The sequence below is a fragment of the Sorangiineae bacterium MSr11367 genome (assembly GCA_037157805.1).
Taxonomy (GTDB): Bacteria; Myxococcota_A; Polyangia; order Polyangiales; family Polyangiaceae; genus Pendulispora; species Pendulispora rubella.
The window spans coordinates 1,122,648-1,147,813 of sequence record CP089983.1; the positions used below are offsets into that span (position 1 = coordinate 1,122,648).

Genomic DNA, 25,166 nt, shown 5'->3' on the forward strand with positions numbered 1-25,166 from the left:
CCTCGCTACCCACCCCGGACCAACTTGTCGAGCCGAATTTCCGTGATTTTTCGCTGTTCGTCCGCTGCGCGGGAAAGTTCTGCGTCGGCGTCGTTTTTCATCCGATCTTGCGCGATGGCGAGCATCTCCTCGGCGCTCTTTCCCGTCGCACAAACGATGTAAATATGGCCGAATTTCTCCTCGTAGGCGCGATTGACGCGGGCGAGTTCCTCCTGGGTGGCACGGCTTGCATCGGCGACGCGAGCCTGTTCGCCCTTCGACCACGTGGTTGCCGTTTGGCTGGTCGCGGCCTCCGCTTTGCCGCCCCCGATGCGAGGATGATGTCGAAATGCCTCGAGCCAATCCTGCTTTCCAAGCGACTGCCAGACGTCGCGGGCCTGCGCCACCAGCGAGCCGAGATCACGGTAAGGTCGCAAGGTCGCCATCTTGTCGACCCACGCGCGCGCGCCGCAGCAGCTCGTGAGCAACGCCGCCAACTCCGGAACGGGCGCATAGTTCAAATGCCGAATGCCCAGCGCTTCGCGTCCCGCGGCCGTCACCGTGCCGTGCACCCGCATCCGGCTCACGCCGCCGTCGGGGAAAATGGAAAGGCGGATATGCGAATAGGGCCCGCGTTCACCGGTGAGCTCCTCCTCGAAGAAGTGCCGCGTGTGCGCCTGCAACTTGGTGCGCGGCAGGATTTCACGCCACTTCGAGGCGTCGGCTACCCCAGGTTCGCCGCTTTGGGCGACCGGCATTCTTAATAGCTCGTCGGTGGTGGCGTCCGGCGAAGCATGAATCCCGTGTATGGTGCAACTGTCCGGGTAATTGCCTTTGAAGTGGTTCGTGTCCACCTCGATGCGCTCGACGGTGCCCTCCGCGGCGAGGCGCACGATGGCCCAATCTGGGCCTTCCGCGCGGCTGCGTTTGGTCTCCCACCCGTCGCCCATGTTCACGCCGCGGCCCGGCATGATCAAATTGTGGCGCGAGCCGAAGAACATGTCGTTGCACGCGAGCACCAGCGCCCCGTGCTCGGCGGCCGCCAGATCGACCTCGGCCCCGGGGCGGCCGGCCCACCGTGGGGAGGGGAGCACGTCGCCGTGCACGCGCAACCGCGCGACGCCGCCGTCGGGGTAAATGTGAAAGCGCAAATGCGTTAGACGCAGCCCGGCGTCGATGGTGAACAGGTTTTGCGTATCGCCGTTCAGCATCGTCTTGGGCAGGATTTCCACCCACGGCGTGGACTCCGACGCGAGCTCTTCGCCGGTGGGGCGTCCCGGCATGGCACACCCATCGATGGAGCACGCCGCCGGGTAATTGCCTTTGAAGAACGCCGTATCGACCACGACGCCCCGCACCACGCCGGCCAGGCCCAGGCGCACGATGCAGAAGTCGTGACCGGGTACGCGTCGCCGGCGAGTTTCCCAGCCGTCCATCCACTTGCCGCGGTCGGTGTATTTGCCTTCGACGAATACGGGGTTGGTGGCCTTGAGAAGATTCTCTTTCTCGGCGAAGAACTCGTCATTGGCGTAGATCACCGCGCCGCCCAATCGCTCCGCGGCCAGATCCATGAGCTGCGTGAATTTCGAATCGGTCATACATTCCCTCGTCCAAGCAAGCTTCCCTGCGGCGTCCCGATGAAGGGATCTTCGCGGTCCCGCTGGTAGATTTTCTCCCCCCGCAAATACGTGGCGACGACCACGCCATGGAGCGAGCGCCCCTCGTACGGCGTAATCTTGTGCCGGTGCTCGAGCCGTGGCGCCTCGATGGTCCACGTGGCCTCGGGGTCCCACACCACGAAATCGGCATCGGCGCCGGCCTGGATGGCCCCTTTTCGCCCGAAGATCCCCACCAGGCGCGCCGGCCCCTCGCACATCCAGCGGGCGACGTCCGCCACGGAGCGCCCACGGATGCGTGCGCCGCTCCACACCGCGGGCAGGCCCAACTGCAGCGAGGCGATGCCGCCCCACGCGCGCATGAAGTCGCCCGAGCCGACGCATTTCAAGTCGGCCGGCGCCGGCGAATGGTCCGTCACCACCTGGTCGAGCAGCCCTTCGCGCAGCGCGTCCCAGAGCAACTCGCGGTTCTCACGCTCGCGGATGGGCGGTGCGCATTTGTAGCTCGTCGCGCCGTCGGGCACCTCCTCGGCGGCGAACGACAGATAATGCGGACACGTTTCCGCGCTGACGGGAAGAGACGCATCGCGTGCGCGTCGAAGAATCGGCAGCGCCGTCGCCGCCGAGAGATGCACGATATGCGCGCGGGTTCCGAAGCGCTCCGCGAGGCGAAAGACCATGTTCACCGCCTCTTCCTCGGCGCGCTTGGGGCGCGAGGCGAGGTAATGCGCATACCGGCGCGCCTCGTCCGGTGAAAGCTCCGGCGGTGCCGCCTCGTCCAAGGGCCCTGGCAGCTCGGCATGCACCAGGAGCGGCGCGCCAATCTCGGCCAGGTGGCGCATGCCCACCTCGAGATCGGCCTCCTTCACGTAGCCGAATTCATCGACGCCCGACTCCGCAAGAAAGCATTTGAAGGCGAAGGCGCCCGCATCGAAAATGCGCGCGAGCTCCTTGGCATTGCCGGGCACCAGCCCGCCGCACAAGGCCACGTCGACCTGGATTCGACCCTCGGCCGCCTTGCGCTTCGCCAGCAGCCCTTCCACGGAAGTCGTGGGCGGAATGCTGTTCAGCGGCATGTCCATCAACGTGGTCACCCCGCCGGCGGCGGCGGCGCGTGTGGCCGTTTCGAAGCCTTCCCAATCGCTCCGGCCCGGGTCGTTCACGTGCACGTGTGTGTCGACGATGCCCGGCATGAGCACCAGGTCCCCCACGTCCTCCAGGGGACAGCCGTCGGGCACGGCATCCCAGGCCTCCACCGCGACGATGCGCCCCTTCGCCAGGTGCACGCAGGCGGCGCGCACCCCTTCCGGCGTGACGACGCGTCGGCTTCGCAGGCATTGTTCGATACTCATGCGGTTTCCATCGTTTCGAGCAGGAGCCTAGCGCTTTCCATGCGGCAGCGGACCCGGGAATGGTGGATAATGGTGAAGGCGTTTTGGATACAAGATGGTCCTTCGTTTTCCCACGTTGACGCGCGCACTCCTCGCCGTGGGCCTGCTCGCCGGCCTTGGCGCGGGGGCGATTCCGCTCTATCGGCATTTTCTTCCCGCGGACGAGATCGTGCCGGGGCTCACCATCGATGGCGTGGCGCTACAGGGTGACGCCGCGTCGTTCATCGCGGCGCGGGCGCGGGCGGTGGCCGAGCGCAAGGTGGCGCTGGTGATGAACGATCACGTCGCGGTGGAGGCCACCCTCGGGCAACTGGGGGTTGGCGTCGACGAAGAGCGGGCGCTCGCGCTCGCACGCGCCATCGGCCATGAGGGAGACGTTCTGCGGCGCGCCGACGAAAGCGCCCGTGCCCGGCGCGGTCAGCTCGACGTGCCCCTCTTGGCGAAGGTCGACGTGAACGCGGTTTCCGCCGCCGTCGAACGCATCAAGGAGAAGGAGGACGTCGGCCCCATTTCGGCGCGGCTCAACGTCGAGCAGCAGACGGTCGTGCCGGAGCGGGTGGGGCACTTCATCGATCTCGATGCGACCATCGCCGCGTTGGCCAAGCTCGCCGGTGAACCCTCGCGCGAGCCTGGCTCTCCCGTTCGCGTCGCCTTGCCGGTGAAGAACTTCGCCCCGCGGGTCACCAGCGACTTCGTGCGCACCATCGACGTGCACACGGTCATGAGCGAGTACCTCACGTACTTCTCGCGCAACAAAGACCAATCCCGCCGCGGCCAGAACATCGACAATGCCGCGCTCAAGCTCGACGGCCTCGTGCTTTCGCCCGGGGAGCTGGTCAGTTTCAACGACGTCGTGGGCGAGCGCAGCGAGGAAAACGGATTTCAGAAGAGCTGGGAGATCTTCAAAGGCGAGATGGTCGAGGGCGTCGGCGGCGGCACGTGCCAAGTCGCGTCCACCGTTCACGCCGCCGCGTTTTTCGCGGGGCTCGACATCGTGGAGCGCCTGCCGCACTCGCGCCCGAGCGCGTACATCCCCATGGGCCTCGACGCCACCGTGGTTTACCCGGTGGTCGACATGAAGCTGCGCAACCCGTTCCGCTTTCCCATCGTGCTTCACGCGGTCGTCGACGGGAACCGCCTGCGCGTGGCCATGCTCGGTAAGAGCCGCCCGGCCACGGTCAGCTTCTCACGCGACGTGGTGCAGACCTTGCCATACCCGCGCAAGATCGAGGAGAAGGCGCTCGCCGGCAACAAGGTCATCGTCAAGCAGCACGGCATCTTCGGCTACCGCATCGAGCGCGAGCGCGTTCTTCGCTTTCGCGGTGGCAAGGAGCGGGTCGAGAAGAACAAAGACTTCTACCCGCCGACGACCGAGATCTACAACGTGCCGCCCGGCTTCGACGTGGCGCAGCTGCCGCCCCTCCCCACCGTGAGCCAAGACGAGGGCGAAGGCAGCGACACCAGCGCGCAGACGGCAGCTGCGGCACTGGCCGCGACGGGCCCGACGCCTTTGGCCCCGGCCACCACGCAGCCGGTCTCCACGGTCGTGATGGAAGATGCGCCCGGGGCGCACGCGCCCTCGTTGGCACAATCCAAGCCGGTAAAGAAGGTGACCATACGTCGTTGAAGGTGAGACACGGGGGCCTGCCTCGCCACATCGAAATGAGGTGAGCGAGAGCGGGGGCCCCATGTTCGTCACCAGGTTTTTGTCGGTTCTAGTTCTGACGAGCGCGACCCTTATCGCGCCGAGCCTCGGGCACGCGGATACGATGCCGGCCGGCGCAACGCAAACCGCGAAGCCGGCATCCACCAGCGCCCGCCTCGAGGCCTTGGGCCAGGGGGTGCGCGAGATCGACTCACGCTCCCGGGCCGTGCGCGACATGATCGTGCGGGAACCCGACCAGCGCGTTCGCCGCCATTCGCGCCGCGCGATGGCCGTCGTCGACGAGAACCGCATCTCCATCGCAGCGCGGCTCGACCTCTTTCAGGTGGTGGTGACCACCCAGGTGGACGAGCCGACGCTGCGGAACATGGAGTTGCGCTACACCGATTCCATCAAAGTCCTCAGGGTCGTGGAGAACTGGCTCCAGAAACCCCAAGGCCAGACCGCCAAGGGCAAGTCGAAGAAGTCACGCAAGGCAGCCGATTAACCGCCTCGGATCAGTGAACGATGTTCACGCACTTGCCTTCGACGCAGTAGAGCGGCGAGCTGCAGTCTTCGTCGACCGTGCAGGAGCCGCACGTACCGTTGACGCATGCTTGGCCGCCGCAGTCGTCGCTGGTCTTGCAGCCACCCGGAGGGGGCGGCGGCTTGCAGCCCTGCGTATCGAGGATGGCCTCGTCGTAGTGGATGGTGAACGCACCGCCCATCTGCAGGTTGTCCCCGAAGATGGAGCCGGACATCGCGAAGGCGCTGGCCAGTGCGATGGTGGCATTCGGCGCGTAGAAGTTGCCGCCCACGGCCATGGCGCCCGCGAAGCGGAAGTTCTTCCCGCCGACGTAGACGCGCACCTTGGACGGCTTGGCGAGGGAGCCGAACTGCGTGGCGCCCGCGACGTTGAAATCGCCCGCGATGAAGAGGTCGATTTCCGCGTTGTCGGCCAAGTCGATGTCGAACGCGCCGGCAACGTTGAAGTCGCCCGCGACGAACATCGCCACGCGGCCTTCCGCGCGAATCTTGGTGACGCCCGATCCGCCCACCGACGACAGATAGTACTTACCGCAGGGCAGGGTCATGTTCTGAACGCCTGCACGCTGCGCGAACGTATTCTCGTCGATGTGCGCGACCGCGTTGTCGTTGGTCGATTTGAAGTTCGAGACGATGGCCGGGACATCGACCTTCTTCTCGCAGTCACAGGGATTCTCGATGTTGACGTTCTCGGTCACCGTCTTGGCGCCCATGAAGCCATTGATCGAGTGGCCAGCGCTGAGGTGCGCCGTGCCGCCCACGCTGCCGATGCCGAGGGCAGAGACGTTGCCGGTCGCATGGATATCGCGACCAACTTGGACGACGCCCGAGAGGCTCACGTCTTTGCCCGACCAAATGTCGTAGGCGACCTTTCCTGCGCCGGCGCCCTGGAAGCCAACGCCGTTCGCATCACCGGTCTTGCCGACGTAAACCGAACCACCGATGCTGAATCCACCCATATCGGTGAGTTTCTCGTTGGCGCCAACGGAGGCGCCATTCCGCTTGTCCGCGCCCGTATTCGAATTGAACGAATCCGTCGTGAGCACGCCAGCGACATTCGTCGATTTGCACGAGCACGTCGCAAATCGAAATAGCTTCTTGCCGAGATCGCCGGTGCAGAGATCTCCGCCGGGGAGCGGGATCGTCGCGCCGCCACCCTTGCAAAAATCCGTGGTGCCACCGCCTTGCTGCCCATTGCCGTTGGTGTTGGCAAGGGGTGCCGAGCCCGATTCGCTCGAGTCGGAAGCGGCGCAACCGGGCTGCGCGAGCGCTACGACGAAGGACGAAAATACGAGCCCAAGCAAAGGTGAAAGTCGATTCATGTTTGATTGTCCTCCGTGTGGGGGCCGGGGAAGGGTGTTCATCCCCCTGATGGCCGGACGATCCAACATTTCGTATAGGCTCGTGCGAATGGCGGTATTGGCTCCAATGCACAACGCGCGATACGCCAGAGAGCAGAGGGTATAGGGGTTAGGGTTTAGGGTTTAGGGAATGGAAATGAAGAAGGGGTCAGGGAAGTTTCTCTTCCCTGACCCCTAACCCCTATCCTCTAAACCCTATGAATTAGGGACAAGCCGCTGAAGCACCGTTCGTGCTGCCATCGCCAGTGGACGCTGGGTCGGTCGATGCGCCGGTGATGGAGACGGCGGCCGGCGCGGCGGGGCAGGCTTTCACCTCGCCCGACATCGACACGGAGTAGCAAAGTTGACCCTGGGCGGACGCCTGCAGCGAGCCGCCCTGTTTCACGTCGACGGTGAGGTTGCCACCGGAACCAGAGGCCGTGACGGAGTAGCCGCCCGGGGCCACGTCGACGAGGAGGTGATCCGCATCGGCGCTCTGCCTTACCGTGTAACGCGCATTCTTCGTGGTCGACGTGTCCGCGACATCGCCGGGGAAGAGGACCACCTGATTGCGTGCGCTCTGCACGAGAACGCCCACGACGTTGCCGCCGGCCACGTTGCCGTCGGCGGACGAGAGGCGCACGTGCTCGGGCGCCGCGCCGCCGGCGTTGATGACCGTGAGCCACTGCTGATCGGCGCCCGCAGCCGAGTGCTCCTCGAGGCGCACCACGCCACCGGGCAAGCTCACCGGCTGCACGTTGGCATTGCGCGGAAGCAGCGGGTGCACGCTTCCTGCGGAGATGTCGAAGCGGGGGCCACCGGAGGTCGAGATGGTGGCCGGGGCTGCCGGCACGTGGAACGCGAGCCACTGGTCGGCCGACCCGGAGGCCACGCTGGTGCGATCGAAGAGCACGAACGTGCCGGGGCGCAGATACACGAGGTCGCGGGTGAAGTTCTTGAGTGACCCACCCTTGTACATCTGCTCGACGTCGGCCGCCCGCGCACGCACGAAGAGGCCGCCCTCTTCGTAGCGCTCGACGCGCGTCTGCGCTTGTTCGGGTGGCACGGACGCCTGACCCGGATTGTACGGATTGTTCGAATCCATGACGAAGAACGTATTGTAGAGCGTGCGCGACTTCTTACCCCACGAGTCTTGATAAACGAAGTCCTCGCCGCTCGTTCCCGCCACCTGGGGAATCCACCCCGTGCCGTTCACCAGCACCGGAGCGTCACCCACGGTGATGCTCAAGCTTCCCTGGTTGAACATCTGCTCGCCCGAATCCGGCGCGTTGATGTACGTGCCGCTTTCCAGCGCGCCCCACACCGCATCGGACTTCCACGCCGAACGCATGGCCACGTGCCCGGGGCCTTTTGCCAAATACGAAAGATTGGCATCTTGGTAAGGCGCTTTGGCCGCGGAGGGATCCCAATAAAGGAATTTCTGCCACGGCGATCGATCGTCGTTCGCGGCAATGACGTCCGCCGCGAACGATCGCGCACGCGAGGCCGCCGCATCGCCCAACTCACCGAGAACCGTCGCGATGGCCGAGGCCAGCGACGCCGACGGCGCGATGTTGGTGCCCGCGCGCACGGTGCCTTGATCATCCATGTGCTTCAGCGACGGCCAAGCGAAGTAAGAAAGATAATTCGCTTGATCGCGGGCCTGCGGGACCTCGCTGATCCAATCGAGGTTGCGCGCCGTCTTCGCCGCCCAGAGGAACTCGATCACGCTGCGGACCGCTTTCGGTCCGTAACCCCAGCCTTCCGGCCAACCGCCGCCGGTCATCGAACGCTGGAACGCAGGCTTCACCAGCTTGCCCCACAGGCGGGTGTTCACGTCGTCGAAGTAGGCTGCGGCCTTGGAATTTTCGCCGTCGGTTGCGAGCGCGGTCGCTGTCTTTGCCAGGAGGTAGCCGGCAAAATAGTTGCCAATGGGTTGGTCACGGCTGAAGCCAGAGGCGTCGTACCAGTCGATCCACGTATTGAGCGAATCGATGACCCGCTGCCGCGTGGACGAGGAGAGCGCGGGGTAAAGCCAGTCGTACCCAAAGGCCATACCGACGCCGTAATTGCGAATACCGTATCCCGAGTCCGTCGACGGCTGCTGCCCACCGGAGCCGGCCGGCGTGGACATCGCCTCGAGCAAACGAGAGCCGGCAGCGCCATAATTTTGCTGCGCGGCCGTATCGTTGGTCACGCGGTAGCAGAGGCCAAGTGACATGATCGGCGGGACGTATTCCTCACCTTGATAGCCCTGTCCGACAGCGCCGCCGCTCGGATAGGCCGCACCGCTGGGCGGATTCATCGTTGCGGTCGTCAAGGCATCGCATTTCGTTTTGAGTGCGGTCCACGCAGCATCGTTAGCCGACGCACGTGCCTTCAACTTCGATATCAGTCCAGACGTCAAAAAAAGTCGTGCTGCTGGACGCGCAACAATTTCGCTCGCCGTTACGGCAGTGCACGTGCGCCCCCCGGTGCTGCTGTCACCCGAGGAACACCCCAGCGCGATCGTTGCCGTGACAATGCTCACACATGCGAGCAGTGACTCCCCCCGGAGATTCAACTTCATATCTTCGCAGCTCCTTGCGGCTAAATGACGGCGAGCAAGGTGGACGGCGTCATCACACGTCCGACCCTGTAAGCGCCCGGGAGTGCCTCACGGACTCGGAGCAGAGGGTAAGTAACACCTCCCAGCTCCTGTGTAGGGGAACATCTTCAAGGTCGCGCACGACCTTCGAAGGAGGCCCCCTCCGGACCGCTCGCAGTCCGTTAGATTTGGGAAAGCACCGACTTATAGCCGACGCTGCCCCGTGGGTTCATTCCAAGCATTCTGGAACGGACTTTCATAAGCAAGAGAGGGTAACCTGGGAGCTCGGTTTACATTATCCCATGAAGTGAGTGCTCTCCTACAAGTAACCTGCGTCAATTTTTCGAGAATTTGACGAGGTCTCATCAAGATGCGATGCCTCGAACCATGCTCCGACGCGGAAGATTTTTTTTCCATCCGCTCGTCGTTTTTGTCAGCGCACTCGGGCCCACGTTCGTGCCCACGTTAGCTTCGACAGTTTCGGCAGCTGTCCCCCCCGGAGGGGGAGGAATCACGAACCACGCCCCGAACGGGGCGGGGGGGAGGTTATCGAAGTCTCCCCAGGTTTCCCCCCAAAAGAAGCCGATAACTGCCGTTAAGGCACCCGCGAAGGGCAGCGCGGGGTCGTCTCGGGTCAAATCTTCCACTCGCAATCCCGATGCGAATGCGAGGCGACAAGTTGCTGGTGGTTCTACCAACGACGATGTAGCCGCGGGCTACGAGAGCGCGGAGCTGCGCAGCTTGCACGAAGCGGAACGAGAGCTGTTTCCACCTGCTTCTCCGGTCCCCGGACAGACCTGGCCGACCGAGTTGCCGTCGCCTTTGAGCTCCTCGCCGGATCGGCCGCACGTGCATGCGTCGGGGCTTCCACCGGCACCTGTTCCGAGTGCGCCTCCCTCCGCAGAAGGTGGGAGAAATCTCGGGTGGATGGCCGACCTGAAGCTGCCGGACTTCCCCATCCGCTGGGACCCCCGCGTGGTGCGCTACCTGGAGTTCTTCAAGGAGGATCCGCGCGGTCGGTCCATGCTGGCCATCTGGCACCGTCGCTCGGGGCGCTATCGCACGATGGTGAGCACGATCTTGCGGCGAAAATCGGTGCCGGAGGATTTGTTCTGGATTGCGATGGTGGAGAGCGGTTTCGATCCAGCCGCCCGATCGCCCGTCGGGGCGTTGGGGCTATGGCAATTCATGCCCGAGACGGGCAAGCAATATGGGCTCGCGCAAGACCGCTGGGTCGATCACCGGTTGAATCCGCAGCTCGCGACGGAGGCGGCCACGGAGTTTCTCGCGGATCTGCAGCGCCGTTTCGGGAGCTGGGAGCTCGCCATCGCCTCGTACAACATGGGGTACGCGGGGATGCTGGGGGTCGTGCGGAAGTTCAACACGAACGACTTCTGGACCTTGTCACGTCTCGAGGGCGCGCTCCCTTGGGAGACGACGCTCTACGTGCCGAAGATCATGGCGGCGGCCATCGTGGGCAAGAACCTCGCGGCCTTCGGGCTCTCCGAGGACAAGATGGAGCCGCCGGTGGAGTTCGACGAGGTCGTGGTGCCCCCGGGCACGGCGCTTTCGCAGGTGGCTTCCGCGATTGGGCTGCCGACGAAGGAGATCGTGGATCTCAATCTGGAACTTCGCGCGCAGCGCACGCCGCCGATCGATCCGGGTGAAAAGGCCGAGCAAAAAGCGAAGGGTGCGCCCGCCTCCGAAGGGGACTCCACCGGCTATCCGGTGAAGGTGCCCGTCGGCAAAGGAGCCTTGCTCACGCAGAACATGAGCAAGATCAAGAAGAACTACGTGGCGCCGGAGCGGTACGTGGTGCGCTTCGGCGAGACGGTCGAACAAATCGCGAACGCGCGCGGGGTGACGTCGTCCAAGGTGGCGGAACTCAATGGCATGGCACCGGGCGAGGTGGTGCGCGGAGGGACGGTGCTCCTCGTGCCTGCAGCCAAGGGTGGAGCGGTGGCGGCGCCCACGACGAGTGACAAGCCGGTGGCCATCGTGCCGTCGGACGTGTTCGTCTACCCCGATCGAAGGCGCGTGTTTTACCGCGTGGTGACGGGCGACACCTTGCGCGACGTGGCGACGACCTTCCACGTGACGGTGGACGAGATTCGCCGGTGGAACGAGATCGATCCGGCGGGTCGGTTGCAAGAAGGGATGACGCTGCAGTTGTTCGTGCCGCCGGATACCGATCTGAGCAAAGTGCTCTCGCTGTCGGAGAACCAGGTGCGCACCATCGCGGTCGGCACCGAGGATTTTTTTACGTACTGGGAAGGGCAAAAAGGGCGACGGCGCATCACCGTGCCGGCCAAGCTCGGGGAAACCATTGAGATTGTCGGCAAGCGCTACGGTGTGACGCCGGCGTCGATGGAGCGGATCAATCGGAAGAACCGCAACGAGGTTCTCAAGGAAGGCGACGTCGTGGTCGTCTACCTGCCCGCGAACTCGAAGAAGGCCGATCCCGGCGCCCAGGCCGACGATCCGTTCGCACCGGAACCCCTTGGGGCGCTGCCGACGCCGCCTGCTCCAGGATCGTTGCCTTAGAGGCTCTCTTAGCCTAGCGGGCGTGCTCGTGCTAAGGAGCGCCCCCCAAATGAATTCGCCCGACTTCGCCGAGTTGCTCGGCCCCGCATTGGCCAGCGCCATCGAGCAGAGGGGCTTCACGACGCTCACCCCCGTTCAACATGCCGTTCTCGACCCGTCGTTGCGGGGCCGCGATCTGCGAATCAGTTCGCAGACCGGTTCCGGAAAGACCGTGGCCATCGGCTTTACGCTCCGTGAGGCCCTCGAGGCCGGGAAGGATGCGGTCGCGCCGAAGAACGGGGTTGCTGCGCCGCTGGCGCTGGTGATCACGCCCACGCGCGAGCTTGCCAAGCAGGTCGACGAGGAGCTGTCGTGGCTGTACGCGCCGCAGTCGGTGAAGGTGGCGTCGGTGACCGGTGGCGGCGGCTACCGCGACGAACGGCGCGCCTTTGCGCAAGGGCCCGCGGTCATCGTGGGGACGCCGGGTCGCTTGCTCGACCATCTGCGCCGCGGGAGCATCGACGCTTCGGCGATCGGGACGGTGGTTCTCGACGAAGCGGACCGCATGCTCGATCTCGGTTTCCGCGAGGAGCTGGAAGGGATTCTCTCGTTCGCGCCGACGCCGCACACGACGCACTTGGTGTCGGCCACGTTTCCGCGGGACGTTCGCGTGCTCGCCGACAAGGTGCAGACCGAGCCGGTGAACGTGGAGGGGACGCCCCTCGGTACGGCCAACGCGGACATCGATCACATGATCCACTTGGTGTCGCTTTCGGAGCGCACGGCGGCGGTGATCAATTTGCTGCTCTCGGATCCCGATTCGAAGACGCTGGTGTTCGCGCGCATGCGCTCCGAGGTGTCGGAGCTGACGAACGAGCTCAAATCGGCGGGATTTCACGTGCGCTCGCTGTCCGGCGAGATGGAGCAGCCAGAGCGAAACCGCGCGCTGGACGACTTCAAACGAGGCCGGCTCCACGCCTTGGTGGCCACCGACGTGGCCGCCCGCGGCATCGACGTGCAGGACATCTCTCACGTCATCCATGTGGAGCCTCCGACGGACGTCGACACGTACACGCACCGCAGCGGCCGAACCGGCCGCGCCGGCCGCAAAGGCATCAGCTCGGTGCTCACACCTCCCGCCGGATTTGCGAAGACTTCCGCGCTGTTGCGTCGCGCGGGGGTGACCTTTCGCGTCGAGGCCATCCCGACCGCCGATGCCCTTCGCGAGCAGAGGCAGGAGCGCCTTTTCACCGAGCTCACGTCGGACGCGAGTGGCACGGCCGACGCCGACTGGCGCTGCGCGGCCCTCGCCGAGCGCATCGTCGAGAGCGGCCAGGCCGCCCAGGCCCTCACCCGCCTGCTATCCCGCGTGGGCATCACCGGGCCCTGCGAGCCGCGCGACGTCACCCCCCACGCGCCGCCCGCGGAGCGTAAAAAGCTGTCGGGGCCGTCGAAGGCGGGCTTCGGCGACGGGCCGGCTCGGCCGCGTCCCACGCGCAAAGATCACCCAGCGGATTGGGTCACCTTCCGCGTGACCTGGGGCGGCCTGCACGGGGCCAATCCCCGCCGCCTCTTCGCCATGATGTGCCGCCGCGGCGGCGTCCAAGGTGGCGACGTCGGCGCGATCGAAATCGCGAAGACGCACTCCTTCGTCAACATCGCCAAGGCGGCCGCCTCATCCTTCGAAGAAGCCGCCCGCGTCCCCGATCCGCGCGATCCCCGCGTCTCGATCCACCGCGCCGACGGCGACGCCCCTCGGCCCAAGCCCGCCGCGAAGCACCACCCTGCCGCGAAGCCGCACGCCCCCGCGAAGCACCACCCGGCCACCCACGCGAAGCCGCACTCGGGCGGCGTAAAGCGCAAGTCCCACGCCGAGCCGAAGCCGCGCGCCGACCGCCCCTCGAAACGCCAAGTCGCGCGCTGACGGCATAGAAGAAGCAAACCGCCAGGACGCCAGGGTCGCCAGGGGCACCAACGGAAACGAAGGTTTTTTTGTTTTGAATAGCCTTTCAGAACAAAAAAACAGGGACCAGCGTCGTTTCCGTTGGCCCCCACTGGCGCCCCTGGCGTCCTGGCGGTTTCTTCTTCTATTTGAATCGGTAGTTCACGCCGACGCCGAATACGTTTGCGCTTGCGGTGTAGCTTCCGCCGTTGATCGACTCGGTCGCGGTGGGGTTACCCCGCACGGGGTTCACCTTGGGGACGGCGGCTTCGGCGGGGGAGACCTCTTGATCCGGGGCGAAAATGCGCGCGTAGACGGCGTCGAGCCGCCAATGGTTGCCCACGTGGAGGGAGCCGCCGAAGCTTACCGTGTACTTGTCCATGTCGATGGTGAGCGGGGACAAATACGGAGTAGGAATCGCGCTTTGATCGTAATTGAAACCGGCGCGTAAGTCGATTTTGTACGCGTTCTTGATGTTGATCGTGCCTTGCGCACCGACGCGGAACGAATTGCTGTCCTGGAAATGACGCGGCAACGTAATCGTGGGCACGTAGTACGGTGACGGAAAGCCGGTGACGTTGTTCAGGCCGATGTTCTCCGGGCGAACTTGGATTTCGTCGTGGATGCCCCAGAACTCGCGAACGTAGGAAACCTCGGCGCGAATGGCCTCGATGGGCCGCACTTCGATGCCTGCCCGGAAGATGCCCGGCAGCTTGAACTTCACGCGAACGTCTTCGCCGGAGACCGTCGCTTTGTCGAACAATACCGCATTCGGCAGGCGTACTTGCATATCGCCGGGTGCGTTGATCCAAATGGGCAGATTGTACGAAAGGCCAATGCGTACGTACTTCACCGGAACGAACGTCGCGCCGAGGTTGGCCACGGGCGAGATGATGTGCGCGGTGAGCTTGCCCTCGGAGTCGTAGTTGGGGTCTTCCGGTGCGCCGATGAGGCGATCGGCCGGGTTGGCGTTGAAGAACACCGTCGAGGTGAAGGTGCCCACCAATGCGCCGACGCCGATGCCCAATCGAATTTGCTCGATGGGCTTCCAGGCGAACCATGCCCCGACGTTCACCAGGGCCGAGCCGTCGAGCGAAATGAGTGAATAACGCTGCGGGGCGGGCTGGCCGTCGACCTGCGTGGGAAAGCTGGTGATCGCGGTGTACGGCGCGTAAAGCGCTCCGGCGACCGTGAATTGCTTCTTCTTGCCCCAGTTGTACGAGCCGCCCAACGTGGGAATGGGCAGAACCGGAGATTTGCCGGTGACCGTTGGAAACTGGTAAACGCGCACCGTGCCCGCGCCGTCGATCACCTGCGTCTTGCGCGTGAAGGAGCTCGTGTGATTGAGCCACGCGAAGTCGGCCATGAGGCTCGTGCCCGCGTCGGCGAGGCCCGCAGGGTTGTACCAGACGGCTCCGACGTCGTCGGCGCCCGCCACCCACGCGCCTCCGCGTCCTAGTGGTTTTACGCCGCGATCCGAGAAATTGAGCCCGCCCGCCTGCGCCGTGGAGTGCGCGAACGCGGCGTCAAGAACGATGAACCCTGCGGCAAGCGCAAGCGCCCTTATTACTCCTCGACGGCGTTCCATCGGCCCAGGTTAACATCAAGTCAATGCGAGCCGCCTCTGCGATGTGCAAGCGCAAGCGAATGACGCAAGGCGTAATGCCTTGTCTTTTGCGGTCTTGCAATCGGCTACTCGAGAAAAAGCCGATGCGATCGCACGCGAATCGACACCTCGGTGTCCACCGCGAGGCGCGCATTTTCGAGCAGCTGAGCTTCGAGCAACAGGCCTCCCTTGGTGAGAAGATCGACCCGCACGAGCGGCCCCGTGTTCCTCACGCGCCGCACGGTGGCGAGAAGGCCATCGTCCACATCACGGTATCCTGCCGATTCTGCAGTGGAAAGCAGCTCGAGATCGTGAGGGCGGATCACCACCGTCGCCTTCTTGCCGTCGACGGCATGGCCTGCGTGGCCGTTCAGCGTGAGCCTCAGATCCGCGGCGCGCACGCTGCCGCCCTGAACTTCGCATTGCACCACGTTCGCATCGCCGAGGAAGGTACTCACGAAGGGACTCGCGGGGCGCGAATACACCTCGTGCGGTGTGCCCACCTGTTCGAGCACGCCGTGGTTGATCACCGCGAGGCGGTCGGCGATCTCACTGGCCTCTTCTTGGTCGTGGGTGACGAGGATGCTCGTGACCTTCAGCTCTTCGTGGAGCTTCTTGAGCCAGCGCCGCAGCTCTTTGCGCACCGATGCGTCCAGCGCGCCGAACGGCTCGTCCAAAAGCAGCACCGCGGGATCCACTGCGAGTGCCCGCGCCAGTGCTACGCGTTGGCGTTGGCCGCCGGAGAGCTGTGTGGGCCGGGACTCGGCCAGGTGCTCGAGGCGGATGAGCGCGAGAAGCTCCTCCACGCGCTTGCGCAGCTTGGGCTCGGGCAGGCGATCGGCGCGCTTTCGCACGCGCAGCCCGAAGGCGACGTTCTCGAACACCGTCATGTGCGGGAAGAGCGCGTAGTGCTGGAACACGAAGCCCACCACCGGCTTCGACGACGGCGACGCGTTGCCGACGAGCACCTCGCCCGTGTCAGGCGTCTCCAGCCCGGCCACGATGCGCAGCAGTGTGGTCTTGCCGCAGCCCGAGGGGCCGAGCAGCGCGACGATTTCGCCTTCTTCGACCTTCAAATCGATGCCGCGAAGGACTTGGTGTTTGCCAAACGATTTGTGAATGGCAGAGAGGCTTACTTCCATGTTCCCCTCGCGACGAGGTTGAGAAACGATACGCCGACCAACAAAGACGAAACGGCGAAGGCGGCCACGAACGCGTAGTCGTTGTAGAGCACCTCCACGTGCAGCGGCAGCGTGTTGGTCGCCCCGCGGACGTGCCCCGACACGACGGATACGGCGCCGAACTCGCCCAGCGCGCGCGCCGTGCAGAGCACCACCCCATAGGCGAGCGCCCCGCGCACGCGCGGCAAGGTGATGCGCCAGAACGTGGTCCAGCCCGAGGCGCCCAGGAGCATCGCGGCCTCTTCTTGATCCGCGGACTGCGCCTCCATCACCGGGGCAATCTCCCGCGCCACCAGCGGGAAGGTGACGAACGCGGTGGCCAGGACGATGCCGGGCAGGGCGAAGATCACCTTGATGTCGTGCTTCTCCAGGACAGGGCCGAGCAGCCCATGGCTTCCGAAGAGCAGGACGAACACGAGGCCCGCCACCACGGGCGAGACGGTGAGCGGCAGATCGATGAGCGCCGCCAGAAAGCGCTTCCCGCGAAATTCGAACCGGCTCGTCACGTACGCCGCCGCCACGCCGAACACCGTGTTGAGCGGCACCACCAGCGCCACCACCGTCGCACTGAGCAGCGCCGCCGTGAGGGTGTCGGCATCGCCCAGCGCCTGCACGTAGGCGCTCCACCCGCTGCTGAAGGCTTCGTGGAACACCACGTACAGCGGCACGCCGAGGAGTGCGCCGACCAAGGCGACGGCGATGGTGATGAGGAGAATGCGAATCATGGGTGCCCACCCACTTGAATCGCGCCTTGAAGGCGGTGGAGCAGGATCAGCATGCCCAGCGATAGAAGCAGCATCGTCGCGGCCAGCGCCGTGGCACCCGCGTAGTCGTATTGCTCCAGTTTGGTCACGATGAGCAGCGGGACGATCTCCGTCTTCATCGGCATGTTGCCGGAGATGAACACTACCGAGCCGTATTCGCCCACCGCGCGCGCGAAGGCCTGCGCGCCGCCGGAAACGATGGCCGGCAGCACCAGCGGGAAGGTGACCCGGCGGAAGATCTGACCGCGCGTGGCCCCGAGCGAGGAGGCGGCCTCCTCGAGCTCGATCTCGATGTCGGCCAGCACCGGCTGCACTGCGCGCACGGCGAAGGGGAGGCCGACGAACACCAACGCCACGGTGACCCCGAGCTGCGTGAACGCGACCTGAATGCCGTGCGCGGCGAAGTGGCGCCCGATGACGCCGTTCTCCGAGTACGCGGTGGTGAGCGCGATGCCTGCGACGGCGGTGGGCAGCGCCAGTGGAATGTCGATGAGCGCTTCGATGATGCGCTTGCCGAAGAACGTGTAGCGCACGAGGACCCAGGCGATGAGCAGCCCCGCCACCGAATCGATGATCGCGGCCACGATGGCCGCGCCGAGGCTCAATTTGAAGGCGGCGAGCACGCGTGGCTGCGAGAGCGAGGCCACGAGCTCGCCGAGGCCGAGCGCTTTCGTCTTTCCAAAGAGCCCCGACAGCGGGACGATCACGATGAGCACGAGGTAGAGCAGGGTAAAGCCCATGGTGAGGCGAAACCCGGGCAATGTTTTGCGCTGAACCTGCGCGGCGGTGGCCGACATCGTTTACTTGGGCTGGTAGATCTGATCGAAGATGGCGCCGTCGGCGAAGTGCGTCTTCTGCGCCTTGTTCCAACCGCCGAACAGGTCGTCGATGGTGAAGGTCTGCACGTTGGGGAAGCGCGACGCGTGCTTGGCGAAGACGGCGGCGTTGCGCGGGCGGTAGTAGTGCTTGGCGGCGATGTCCTGGCCCTCTTCGCTGTAGAGGTAGCGCACGTACTCCTCGGCGGCGGCGCGCGTGCCGTGCTTGTCGACGTTCTTGTCCAGGATGGCGACGGGCGGCTCGGCCAGGATGGTCTGCGGCGGCGCCACGATCTCGAAGTTGTCCTTGCCCATCTCGTTGATGGCCAGCAGCGCCTCGTTCTCCCAGGCGATGAGCACGTGGCCGATGCCATGCTTCACGAAGGTGATGGTCGCGCCGCGCGCACCGGAGTCGAGCACGGGGACGTTCTTGTACAGCTTGGTCACGTAGTCCCGCGCCGCGGCTTCGTTGCCACCGTTTTGCTTGAGCGCCCATCCCCATGCCGCGAGGTAATTCCACCGCGCGCCGCCCGAGGTCTTCGGGCTGGGGGTCACCACGACGGTGCCCGGCTTGATCAAGTCGGGCCAATCTTTGATGCCGCGCGGGTTACCCTTGCGCACGAGGAACACGATGGTCGACGTGTACGGTGCGCTGTTGTTTGGCAAGCGTGACTGCCAATTGTCTGGCAGAAGCTTAGTGCGCTCGGCGATCTCCTGAATGTCGTATGCGAGCGCGAGGGTCACCACGTCGGCCTCGAGCCCGTCGATGACCGAGCGCGCCTGCTTGCCCGAGCCGCCGTGGGACTGCCGCACGGAGATGTTCTGTCCGGACTTGCCCTTCCAGTACTTCGCGAAGGCCGAGTTGTAATCTTGGTACAGCTCGCGCGTCGGATCGTACGACACGTTGAGCAGCGAGCCGTCGCCGGCGAGGGCATTGTCGGATCGGAATACAATCGCCAATACGCCCGCTGCGAGCGCGACGAGCCCGAGCACCGTCCATGTGAGCCACGTGAATCTGCGACGAACGTTGGTCTTCATGACGTCATCCCCTAAAATGCAATCTGGTTCCGAAGCAGGAACACTTGCTCGAGGTCACGGCGCCCGCCCGCCGCCGTGGCCCCGCCGGAGCGAAACTCCGTGATGAAGTAGTCCGCCTTCACGGCGTAGTTGCGCGTGGCGTACCAATTGATGCCTGCGCCGAATTCCGCGGCGAGCCTGGCCGAACGCTGGTCGCTCGCCAGACCGTCGAAGGCGTCGCGATCGATGATCATGCCGCTGTAGCGCGCGGCGAGCTCGATGCCGCCGAAGTGGCCTTTGGTGAGGTCGAAAGGATTCTTCGGCACGATGCCCTCGAAGCGCGCTTCCTCGCCGGTGAGGGCCACCGCCGCGGTGATGTTCCACGCCTGCAACGTGATGAGCTTCGAGACGTTGCCGCGTGCAACCCGCTCTTGCTCGATGACGTACTCGCCCAGAATGGCGACCGGCCCGATGGGGGCGTAGACATGTCCCGTGAGCCGGTTCTCCACGCCCGCCGCCACCGCGGTGGACCCTGGCGCCGCACCGGCCGAAGTGTCTGCGATGTACTGGAAGAACGTGTTCTGCCCGCTGGTGCGGTAGACCGGCAGGTACGTGTTGCTCGGGGTGCCGGTCTTCTCCCCGCGCGTGGCACCCACGCCGATGAAGAGTCCCTGCACGAACTTCGGCCTCGTGAACCTCCCTTGCGTGGCGAAGGGGCGCACGTAGACGTGGGCACTGAATTCCTTGGAGTCGTCGAACTCGATGTCGCCACCCGCGCCGCCGTCGAGGGTGCCGTTGTACATGCCGACCGAGTAACCGAGCTTGCCGTCGAAGAGATCGCCATGGATGGCCAGGCCGACGTCGCGCGAGGGAATGATCGACGACGGGTAACCGCGTTCGACGAAGTACGTGGCCTGCTCGTTCTGCAGCCGTTCGAGGCCGAGGGTCGGCTTGAACTTGCCGACGATGACGCCGAATTCGTTCGCCGCGCGCGCGTCGATGTAGGCATCCTGCAGGACGGTCTGCCCGCCGCCGAAGTCGGGCATGATGCGCACGAGGAAGTTCTTCCCCATCGTGGCGTCGAAGACGGGCCGGGCGCGGCGGATGATGAACGCGTCCGTCAGCTTGTGTTCGTCGTTGACGAAGATGCGCGCGTCCGCCTGCAGGACGGCCCGAAGCGCGACGGAGTACGCGCCATCGGTCGATGAGATGGAGAGCCCGCTCGGACCAATCTTGATGGAGGCTCGTTCCTTGTCCTTCGCCGCGCGCTCCTTCTCCTTGGCGGCGGCAGCCTCCTCCGCCATCTCCAGTTTGCGCAAGGCGATGCGTGAGCGTTGATCGATCTCGTCGAGCCGTTCCTCGATGCTCGGGCCGCTCGGCGCTGGAGCGGAGGTTGGTGCCGGTGTAGCAGAGGGCGCAGCAGGCTCTTGCGCCGCGACAGAGCGCACACCGGTCATTCCAAAGAGCAAGATTCCAGCGAAAACACCGCGACGCGAGGTCGCGATACAAGAGCCCATAGTGACCGGACATTGCAGCGGCCCCCTTCGTTCGTCAAGGCGGAACCGTGTCTAGTATAGCGAATTTTTCTACTGTCGCTTCTTGGTGTTTCGCGGTCGTTTCGGTGGGCGCATTTTGATGACTCGCGGAGGTGTCGACGGTGTGGCGGGCGGCTGTCGCAAGCGCGGATCGAAGGCAAACGGCTCCGGTAGCCCGATGGCGATGCGGCCGAAATCGCGATGCGCCGGGTTCACCAGGTAATTCATCTCCGCCGGAATGATGGCCGACGGCACCGCGAGCACCGCGCTCGAGCCACGCAGCACCCAATCGGTGCCGATGTCCTGCAGCACGTCGGGCGCCGGGGTTGCGCGCCAATGGCGTGGCAACTTCGCGACGTCCACCGGTTCGATCTCCACGTCATCGGGAACGACCGCACGAAGGCACACCAGGTCGATGGGCAACTGATTCACATCGACGTGCACGAGCATCTCCAGCGCCGCCAGCGCGAGGCTTCCACCGCAGTACGCGATGCGCGTGCCTTTGCGGTTCCAGCGTCCGCCAGCGATCCGCGCGCCTTCTCCACCAAAGGCCGTCGCGGCGTATTTGCGACGGCAGATGCGCCAGGTGACGAGCATGAGGGTTTAGGGGTTAGGGTTTAGGGTTTAGGGGAGAAGGAAGGAGGAGACGGGGAAGAAGGTTCGTCTTGAACCCGACCGCCGATCCCATCGGCTTAGGGGTTAGGGTTTAGGGGAGAAGGAAGGGGAAGAAGGCTCGTCTTGAACCCGAACCACCGATCCCCGAGGTTTAGAGGCAGGCTTTGGTGGAGAAGGAGGGTGCAGAAAAGCTCGCCTTCTCCCCTCTAACCCTTAGGGGTCTTCTTCTCCCCTAAACCCTAGCCCCTAAATGAACACCCCGTATTCGAGGCGAACGAGAACGTCTTCGACGGCTTGGGTGCCGCGAGCATAGGGGGTAGGGATGCAGAAGAGCTCTCCTTTCTCCCCTAACCCCTAACCCCTAGCTGAACACCCCGTATTCGAGGCGAACGAGGACGTCTTCGACGGCTTGCGTGCCGATGTCCGTGTCCAACAAGTCGAGGGGCCTATCTCCACCGAGTGCGCGATTCTCCGTGAGGAGCCAGCTGCGTGCGCGTGCTTCGCTTCCCAACACCTCCGTGGCCCGTGTGGCCACGTGGGCGAGGCGTAAGACGCGTTCGGATTGAAGAGCATCGAGCCGTTGCGATTTTTTTCTTCGGGAGAGCGTGCGCTTGGGAAGCTGCAAGGACTTGGTGGCCGTGTCCACCGACAGATCGAGCTTTTTGGTGATGCTTTCCAATGCTTCGTAAGGGAGACCCTCACGGACCAGGGGAACGAGTTCGAGACGCGAGGTCACGGTTCGACCGAGCACCTGTTTGCCGCCCAGGAGCTTGGTCAGGGGTTCTACTCCGGCCATAGATGGGACCCTGCCTTATGGCACACGGTAGCACGCCATTTGGCGCTCGGTCGTTGATTGTTATCCGATTTTTCTTCCAATGGTGAAGTGTGCCCACCGTCGTGGGTGTCACCATTGGACATCATGCAAGAAGATTGCCGAGTGACACGTTTCAGACGGCCCAGTCGATTGTGTCAGGTCATCCTTAATGTCATCTTAACGCGTCCGTCGTCGATGAATTGCTTGGGAAGGCGAGGGGGCAGCGAATCGCATTTTGATGATCGAGCAGGCCGCAAACATCGTGAACGAAGAGCAAACGCTTTTTCGGAGAGTCCTCGCCCTCTGCGGACTCTCGCCTCTGCTGGGCCCCGGGACCCTTCGTCGCGCGCTGAGAGACGTAGGGGCGGATCCAGAGACGGCCACGATCGACGACTATTGCCGCGCAATTCCTCGCCTCGAGGCAAGGCTGAAGGCCTTCCTCACCGAGGCTGAGGCCGCCCAGCGGGCGCGATCCATTCAGTTGTTGAGGCGACCGGTCACCGGCCTCGACAGTGTAGCACCCCCTTCCGAAAGGCCGCCGCCAGCCTCGGCCGAGCGGACGCGGAAGGATGGGTCACGGAAGTGAACGAGCTCAGATCGCCTGGACTCCAGGCGCGGGAGGGTGCGGAGGGATCATGACGGACACGGCAAAGCGAACGCTGGACCTTGCCAAGACGCTGCTCGAGCAGCTCGAAGAGGCGCTGGACCGCGACCACGACGCGACGATTTCGCTCGGCCACCCGCACCTGGGCCATGAGGGCGACGACACGACGCGCGAGTTGGAGGCGCGGCTCAATCAGCTGCTCGACATGGCGCGCCGCAAGAGCATCAGCAAGCACCCGCTCGCGGCGGAGCACAAGAAGCTGAACTTCCTCTTCGATTCCATCGTCGACAACGTGCCCATCATGCTCTTCGTGAAGGACGCGGCCGACGGGAAGTTCGTGCTCTACAACAAGGCGGGCGAAGAGCTCATGGGGACGGAGCGTGAGAAGATGATCGGGAAGACCGATTACGAGCTCACGCCAGAAAATGCCGATTTCTTCCGCGCGCGCGACCGGGAGGTGCTCGAGGGGCGCAAGCTCGTGATCGTGGACGAGCGCCTCACCACGCCGGCGGGCGAGCAACGGTGGCTCTACACGAAGAAGATTCCGCTGCTCGATGACTCGGGGGAGCCGCGTTACCTGCTGGGCATCTGCGAGGACATCACCGAGCGAAAGCGCACCGAGCAGGAGCTTCGCGCGGCGCGGGATGCGGCGGAGGCGGCGAACCAAGCCAAGAGCGACTTCTTCGCCAACGTGAGCCACGAGCTGCGCACGCCGCTCACGCTCATTCTGGGACCGCTCGATTCGCTGCTCGCGGGCGAGGCGGGGCCTCTGACGCCCGAGGTGCTGACCCGCCTGCAGCGCATGCGCCGCAACACGGCGCGCTTGAACGGGCTGGTGAACGACCTGCTCGATTTTTCGAAGATCGAGGCGGGGAAGATGACGGTGCACTGGCGCTCTGTCGGCGCGGCCGAAGTCGTCTCGCACGTGGTCGAGGATGCGCACCTCGTGGCCAAGCAACGCGGCGTGGCGCTGCACGCGCCGGTGCTGCAGGGCGTGCCCGATGCCGTGCCGCTCGATGCGCACATGTTCGAGAAGATCGTGCTCAACCTGGTGGGCAACGCGCTGAAGTTCACGCCCGCGGGTGGGAGCATCGACGTGTCGCTGACGGGCAGCGACGAGGGCATCGAGCTGCGCGTGCGCGATACGGGCATCGGCATCGATCCGGAGAAGACGTCGCTGCTCTTTCAGCGCTTCCAGCAGCTGGATAGCTCGGCGTCGCGCAAGTACGAGGGCACGGGCATCGGTCTGGCCCTCGTCAAAGAGTTCGCGGAGTTGATGGGCGGCAGTGTGGCCGTGCAGAGCGAGCCGGGCAAGGGGTCGACGTTCTCGGTGAAGCTACCGAAAAATGCGGATCGCGCGACGGTGCTGCGCGGGCACATCGAGGAAGCGACGGCCGAGGTTCCCGCCTACGACGAGACGCGGGACGCGCTCCTCGCCGAGTCGCCGGCGTCGTCCATTCCGGAGCCGCCGCTGACGTACACCGGCAAGCCGCGGCTGTTGCTCGCCGAGGACAACCCGGACATGCGGGCCTACGTGCACGAGCTTCTCGATGCGAAGTACGACGTGGTGGCCGTGGAAAATGGCAAGCTGGCACTGGAGGCTGCGCGCCGGTATCTGCCCGACGTCATCGTGTCCGACGTGATGATGCCCGAGATGAACGGCTTCGAGCTGGTCGCGGCGATCAAGGGCGATCCTGCGCTCAAGCAGGTGCCGGTGATCCTCCTCACCGCACGCGCGGGCAAAGAAGCGGTGGCCTCGGGGCTCGAGGAGGGCGGCGCGGACGATTACCTGACGAAGCCGTTCTCCCCTGCCGAATTGCGCGCCCGCGTCGCGGCCGCCCGGCGGCTGCACCAGGCGTATCAAGATTTGGCCCTGCGCCTGGACGAGTTGGTGGTGACGCGCGACCAGCTGGTGGAGGCGGAGAAGCTTTCGCTGGCGGGGCGCCTCGCGCGGGCCGTGGCCGGCGAGATCCGTGAGCCGCTCGCGAGCTTGCGGGCGACGCCGGCGGCCTCGTCGTCGCCCGAGGCGGCGCGCGCCATCGTGCGGGTCAGCGAGTTGGTGGCGGGTCTCGAGCGCCTTGCCGAGCCGCCGCGCACGTCGCTGCGCGAACGGACGGACGTGGCCAAGGTGGTGCAGTCCATCGTGGCCGAGGTGAGCGCGGGCGCGCCCATCGCGTCGACACCGATGGGGCACGATTTCGTCACCGCGGTGTCGGGCGACGATTTGCGCTTTGCGCTGAAGAACGTGTTCTCGTTCCTGCATCGGGCGGAAACGCGCTGGTCGCGCACGCCCAAGCCCGACTCGATCGCCGTGCGCCTGCACGAAGAGGGCGGCTTTCCGTGCATCACGATTTCCGATGCCTCGGTCCAGCTGCGCCCGGACGAGACGGAGCGGCTGCTCGATCCGCAGGTCATGCTCGCCGGCGACGGCGGGCCGCTCCAGCTCGACACGGGGCTGACCATCGCCAGCCAGGTTTTGCGGCGCAACGGTGCGGAGCTTCGCGTGCTCTCGCCCGAGGTGGGCGGCATCGCCTTCCAGTTTTCGCTTCAACCCGGAGACGAAATCGACGCAAACTGACGGTCGAAATGACCGAGCCAAACGTTAATGCGGGGTTGGAACGCACCGCCGCCGTGATTCTCGCCGCAGGC

The 25,166-nt window shown here is 64.9% G+C and carries 17 protein-coding genes; 5 read left to right on the forward strand and 12 right to left on the reverse strand.

Features of this window, described 5'->3' with window-relative positions; all coding sequences use genetic code 11:
• Positions 1-5 precede the first annotated feature (5 nt).
• Positions 6-1,577: an allantoicase gene (alc, locus tag LVJ94_04895; GenBank protein WXB06582.1), complete on the reverse strand. Its 1,572-nt coding sequence runs from the start codon at positions 1,575-1,577 to the stop codon at positions 6-8.
• Entirely contained in the window at positions 1,574-2,947 is a 1,374-nt protein-coding gene (allB, locus tag LVJ94_04900; protein WXB06583.1) for an allantoinase AllB, read from the reverse strand. Before allB ends, alc begins: the two co-directional genes overlap by 4 nt.
• A gap of 94 nt (positions 2,948-3,041) precedes the next feature.
• On the opposite strand from allB, the gene LVJ94_04905 reads away from it, so the two are divergent.
• Entirely contained in the window at positions 3,042-4,613 is a 1,572-nt protein-coding gene (locus tag LVJ94_04905; GenBank protein WXB06584.1) for a VanW family protein, read from the forward strand.
• A 61-nt stretch (positions 4,614-4,674) separates the two neighbouring features.
• Positions 4,675-5,136: a hypothetical protein gene (locus LVJ94_04910; protein ID WXB06585.1), complete on the forward strand. Its 462-nt coding sequence runs from the start codon at positions 4,675-4,677 to the stop codon at positions 5,134-5,136.
• A gap of 10 nt (positions 5,137-5,146) precedes the next feature.
• Here LVJ94_04910 and LVJ94_04915 read toward each other — a convergent pair whose 3' ends face one another.
• On the reverse strand, positions 5,147-6,496 hold the full coding sequence (locus LVJ94_04915) for a hypothetical protein (GenBank protein WXB06586.1): 1,350 nt from the start codon (positions 6,494-6,496) through the stop codon (positions 5,147-5,149).
• Positions 6,497-6,737: 241 nt separating this feature from the next.
• On the reverse strand, positions 6,738-8,819 hold the full coding sequence (locus tag LVJ94_04920; protein ID WXB06587.1) for a hypothetical protein: 2,082 nt from the start codon (positions 8,817-8,819) through the stop codon (positions 6,738-6,740).
• A gap of 1,209 nt (positions 8,820-10,028) precedes the next feature.
• Here LVJ94_04920 and LVJ94_04925 point away from each other — a divergent pair.
• Both LVJ94_04925 and LVJ94_04930 read left to right on the forward strand, forming a co-directional pair.
• Positions 10,029-11,645, forward strand: a complete 1,617-nt coding sequence (locus tag LVJ94_04925) for a transglycosylase SLT domain-containing protein (GenBank protein WXB06588.1) — start codon at positions 10,029-10,031, stop codon at positions 11,643-11,645.
• 49 nt (positions 11,646-11,694) lie between these two features.
• On the forward strand, positions 11,695-13,548 hold the full coding sequence (locus tag LVJ94_04930) for a DEAD/DEAH box helicase (GenBank protein WXB06589.1): 1,854 nt from the start codon (positions 11,695-11,697) through the stop codon (positions 13,546-13,548).
• Between the two features lie 163 nt (positions 13,549-13,711).
• Here LVJ94_04930 and LVJ94_04935 read toward each other — a convergent pair whose 3' ends face one another.
• The 8 genes from LVJ94_04935 to LVJ94_04970 form a co-directional block, all read right to left on the reverse strand.
• Complete coding sequence (locus LVJ94_04935) at positions 13,712-15,154, reverse strand: outer membrane protein transport protein (GenBank protein ID WXB06590.1); 1,443 nt, start codon at positions 15,152-15,154, stop codon at positions 13,712-13,714.
• 104 nt (positions 15,155-15,258) lie between these two features.
• Complete coding sequence (locus LVJ94_04940; GenBank protein ID WXB06591.1) at positions 15,259-16,314, reverse strand: sulfate/molybdate ABC transporter ATP-binding protein; 1,056 nt, start codon at positions 16,312-16,314, stop codon at positions 15,259-15,261.
• Positions 16,305-17,078: a sulfate ABC transporter permease subunit CysW gene (cysW, locus tag LVJ94_04945; GenBank protein ID WXB06592.1), complete on the reverse strand. Its 774-nt coding sequence runs from the start codon at positions 17,076-17,078 to the stop codon at positions 16,305-16,307. Before cysW ends, LVJ94_04940 begins: the two co-directional genes overlap by 10 nt.
• Positions 17,075-17,914 carry a sulfate ABC transporter permease subunit CysT gene (cysT, locus tag LVJ94_04950; GenBank protein ID WXB06593.1) on the reverse strand — a complete coding sequence of 280 codons (840 nt, stop codon included), beginning with the start codon at positions 17,912-17,914 and terminating at the stop codon, positions 17,075-17,077. Before cysT ends, cysW begins: the two co-directional genes overlap by 4 nt.
• A gap of 3 nt (positions 17,915-17,917) precedes the next feature.
• Positions 17,918-18,970, reverse strand: coding sequence for a sulfate ABC transporter substrate-binding protein (locus LVJ94_04955; protein ID WXB06594.1), 1,053 nt, complete (start codon positions 18,968-18,970; stop codon positions 17,918-17,920).
• Between the two features lie 11 nt (positions 18,971-18,981).
• Complete coding sequence (locus LVJ94_04960; GenBank protein WXB06595.1) at positions 18,982-20,397, reverse strand: OprO/OprP family phosphate-selective porin; 1,416 nt, start codon at positions 20,395-20,397, stop codon at positions 18,982-18,984.
• Positions 20,398-20,535: 138 nt separating this feature from the next.
• Positions 20,536-21,081, reverse strand: a complete 546-nt coding sequence (locus LVJ94_04965) for an RES family NAD+ phosphorylase (protein WXB06596.1) — start codon at positions 21,079-21,081, stop codon at positions 20,536-20,538.
• 379 nt (positions 21,082-21,460) lie between these two features.
• A complete protein-coding gene (locus LVJ94_04970) occupies positions 21,461-21,895 on the reverse strand; it encodes a DUF2384 domain-containing protein (protein ID WXB06597.1) in 435 nt (144 codons plus the stop codon).
• Between the two features lie 653 nt (positions 21,896-22,548).
• Here LVJ94_04970 and LVJ94_04975 point away from each other — a divergent pair.
• Complete coding sequence (locus LVJ94_04975; protein ID WXB06598.1) at positions 22,549-25,095, forward strand: ATP-binding protein; 2,547 nt, start codon at positions 22,549-22,551, stop codon at positions 25,093-25,095.
• Positions 25,096-25,166 lie beyond the last annotated feature (71 nt).

What these genes read in the sequence shown, in the direction of transcription:
- alc (WXB06582.1), bottom strand. Translation starts at nt 1,577, where the DNA reads ATGACCGATTCGAAATTCACGCAGCTCATGGATCTGGCCGCGGAGCGA.
- allB (WXB06583.1), bottom strand. Translation starts at nt 2,947, where the DNA reads ATGAGTATCGAACAATGCCTGCGAAGCCGACGCGTCGTCACGCCGGAA.
- LVJ94_04905 (WXB06584.1), top strand. Translation starts at nt 3,042, where the DNA reads ATGGTCCTTCGTTTTCCCACGTTGACGCGCGCACTCCTCGCCGTGGGC.
- LVJ94_04910 (WXB06585.1), top strand. Translation starts at nt 4,675, where the DNA reads ATGTTCGTCACCAGGTTTTTGTCGGTTCTAGTTCTGACGAGCGCGACC.
- LVJ94_04915 (WXB06586.1), bottom strand. Translation starts at nt 6,496, where the DNA reads ATGAATCGACTTTCACCTTTGCTTGGGCTCGTATTTTCGTCCTTCGTC.
- LVJ94_04920 (WXB06587.1), bottom strand. Translation starts at nt 8,819, where the DNA reads ATGAATCCGCCCAGCGGTGCGGCCTATCCGAGCGGCGGCGCTGTCGGA.
- LVJ94_04925 (WXB06588.1), top strand. Translation starts at nt 10,029, where the DNA reads ATGGCCGACCTGAAGCTGCCGGACTTCCCCATCCGCTGGGACCCCCGC.
- LVJ94_04930 (WXB06589.1), top strand. Translation starts at nt 11,695, where the DNA reads ATGAATTCGCCCGACTTCGCCGAGTTGCTCGGCCCCGCATTGGCCAGC.
- LVJ94_04935 (WXB06590.1), bottom strand. Translation starts at nt 15,154, where the DNA reads ATGGAACGCCGTCGAGGAGTAATAAGGGCGCTTGCGCTTGCCGCAGGG.
- LVJ94_04940 (WXB06591.1), bottom strand. Translation starts at nt 16,314, where the DNA reads ATGGAAGTAAGCCTCTCTGCCATTCACAAATCGTTTGGCAAACACCAA.
- cysW (WXB06592.1), bottom strand. Translation starts at nt 17,078, where the DNA reads ATGATTCGCATTCTCCTCATCACCATCGCCGTCGCCTTGGTCGGCGCA.
- cysT (WXB06593.1), bottom strand. Translation starts at nt 17,914, where the DNA reads ATGTCGGCCACCGCCGCGCAGGTTCAGCGCAAAACATTGCCCGGGTTT.
- LVJ94_04955 (WXB06594.1), bottom strand. Translation starts at nt 18,970, where the DNA reads ATGAAGACCAACGTTCGTCGCAGATTCACGTGGCTCACATGGACGGTG.
- LVJ94_04965 (WXB06596.1), bottom strand. Translation starts at nt 21,081, where the DNA reads ATGCTCGTCACCTGGCGCATCTGCCGTCGCAAATACGCCGCGACGGCC.
- LVJ94_04970 (WXB06597.1), bottom strand. Translation starts at nt 21,895, where the DNA reads ATGGCCGGAGTAGAACCCCTGACCAAGCTCCTGGGCGGCAAACAGGTG.
- LVJ94_04975 (WXB06598.1), top strand. Translation starts at nt 22,549, where the DNA reads ATGACGGACACGGCAAAGCGAACGCTGGACCTTGCCAAGACGCTGCTC.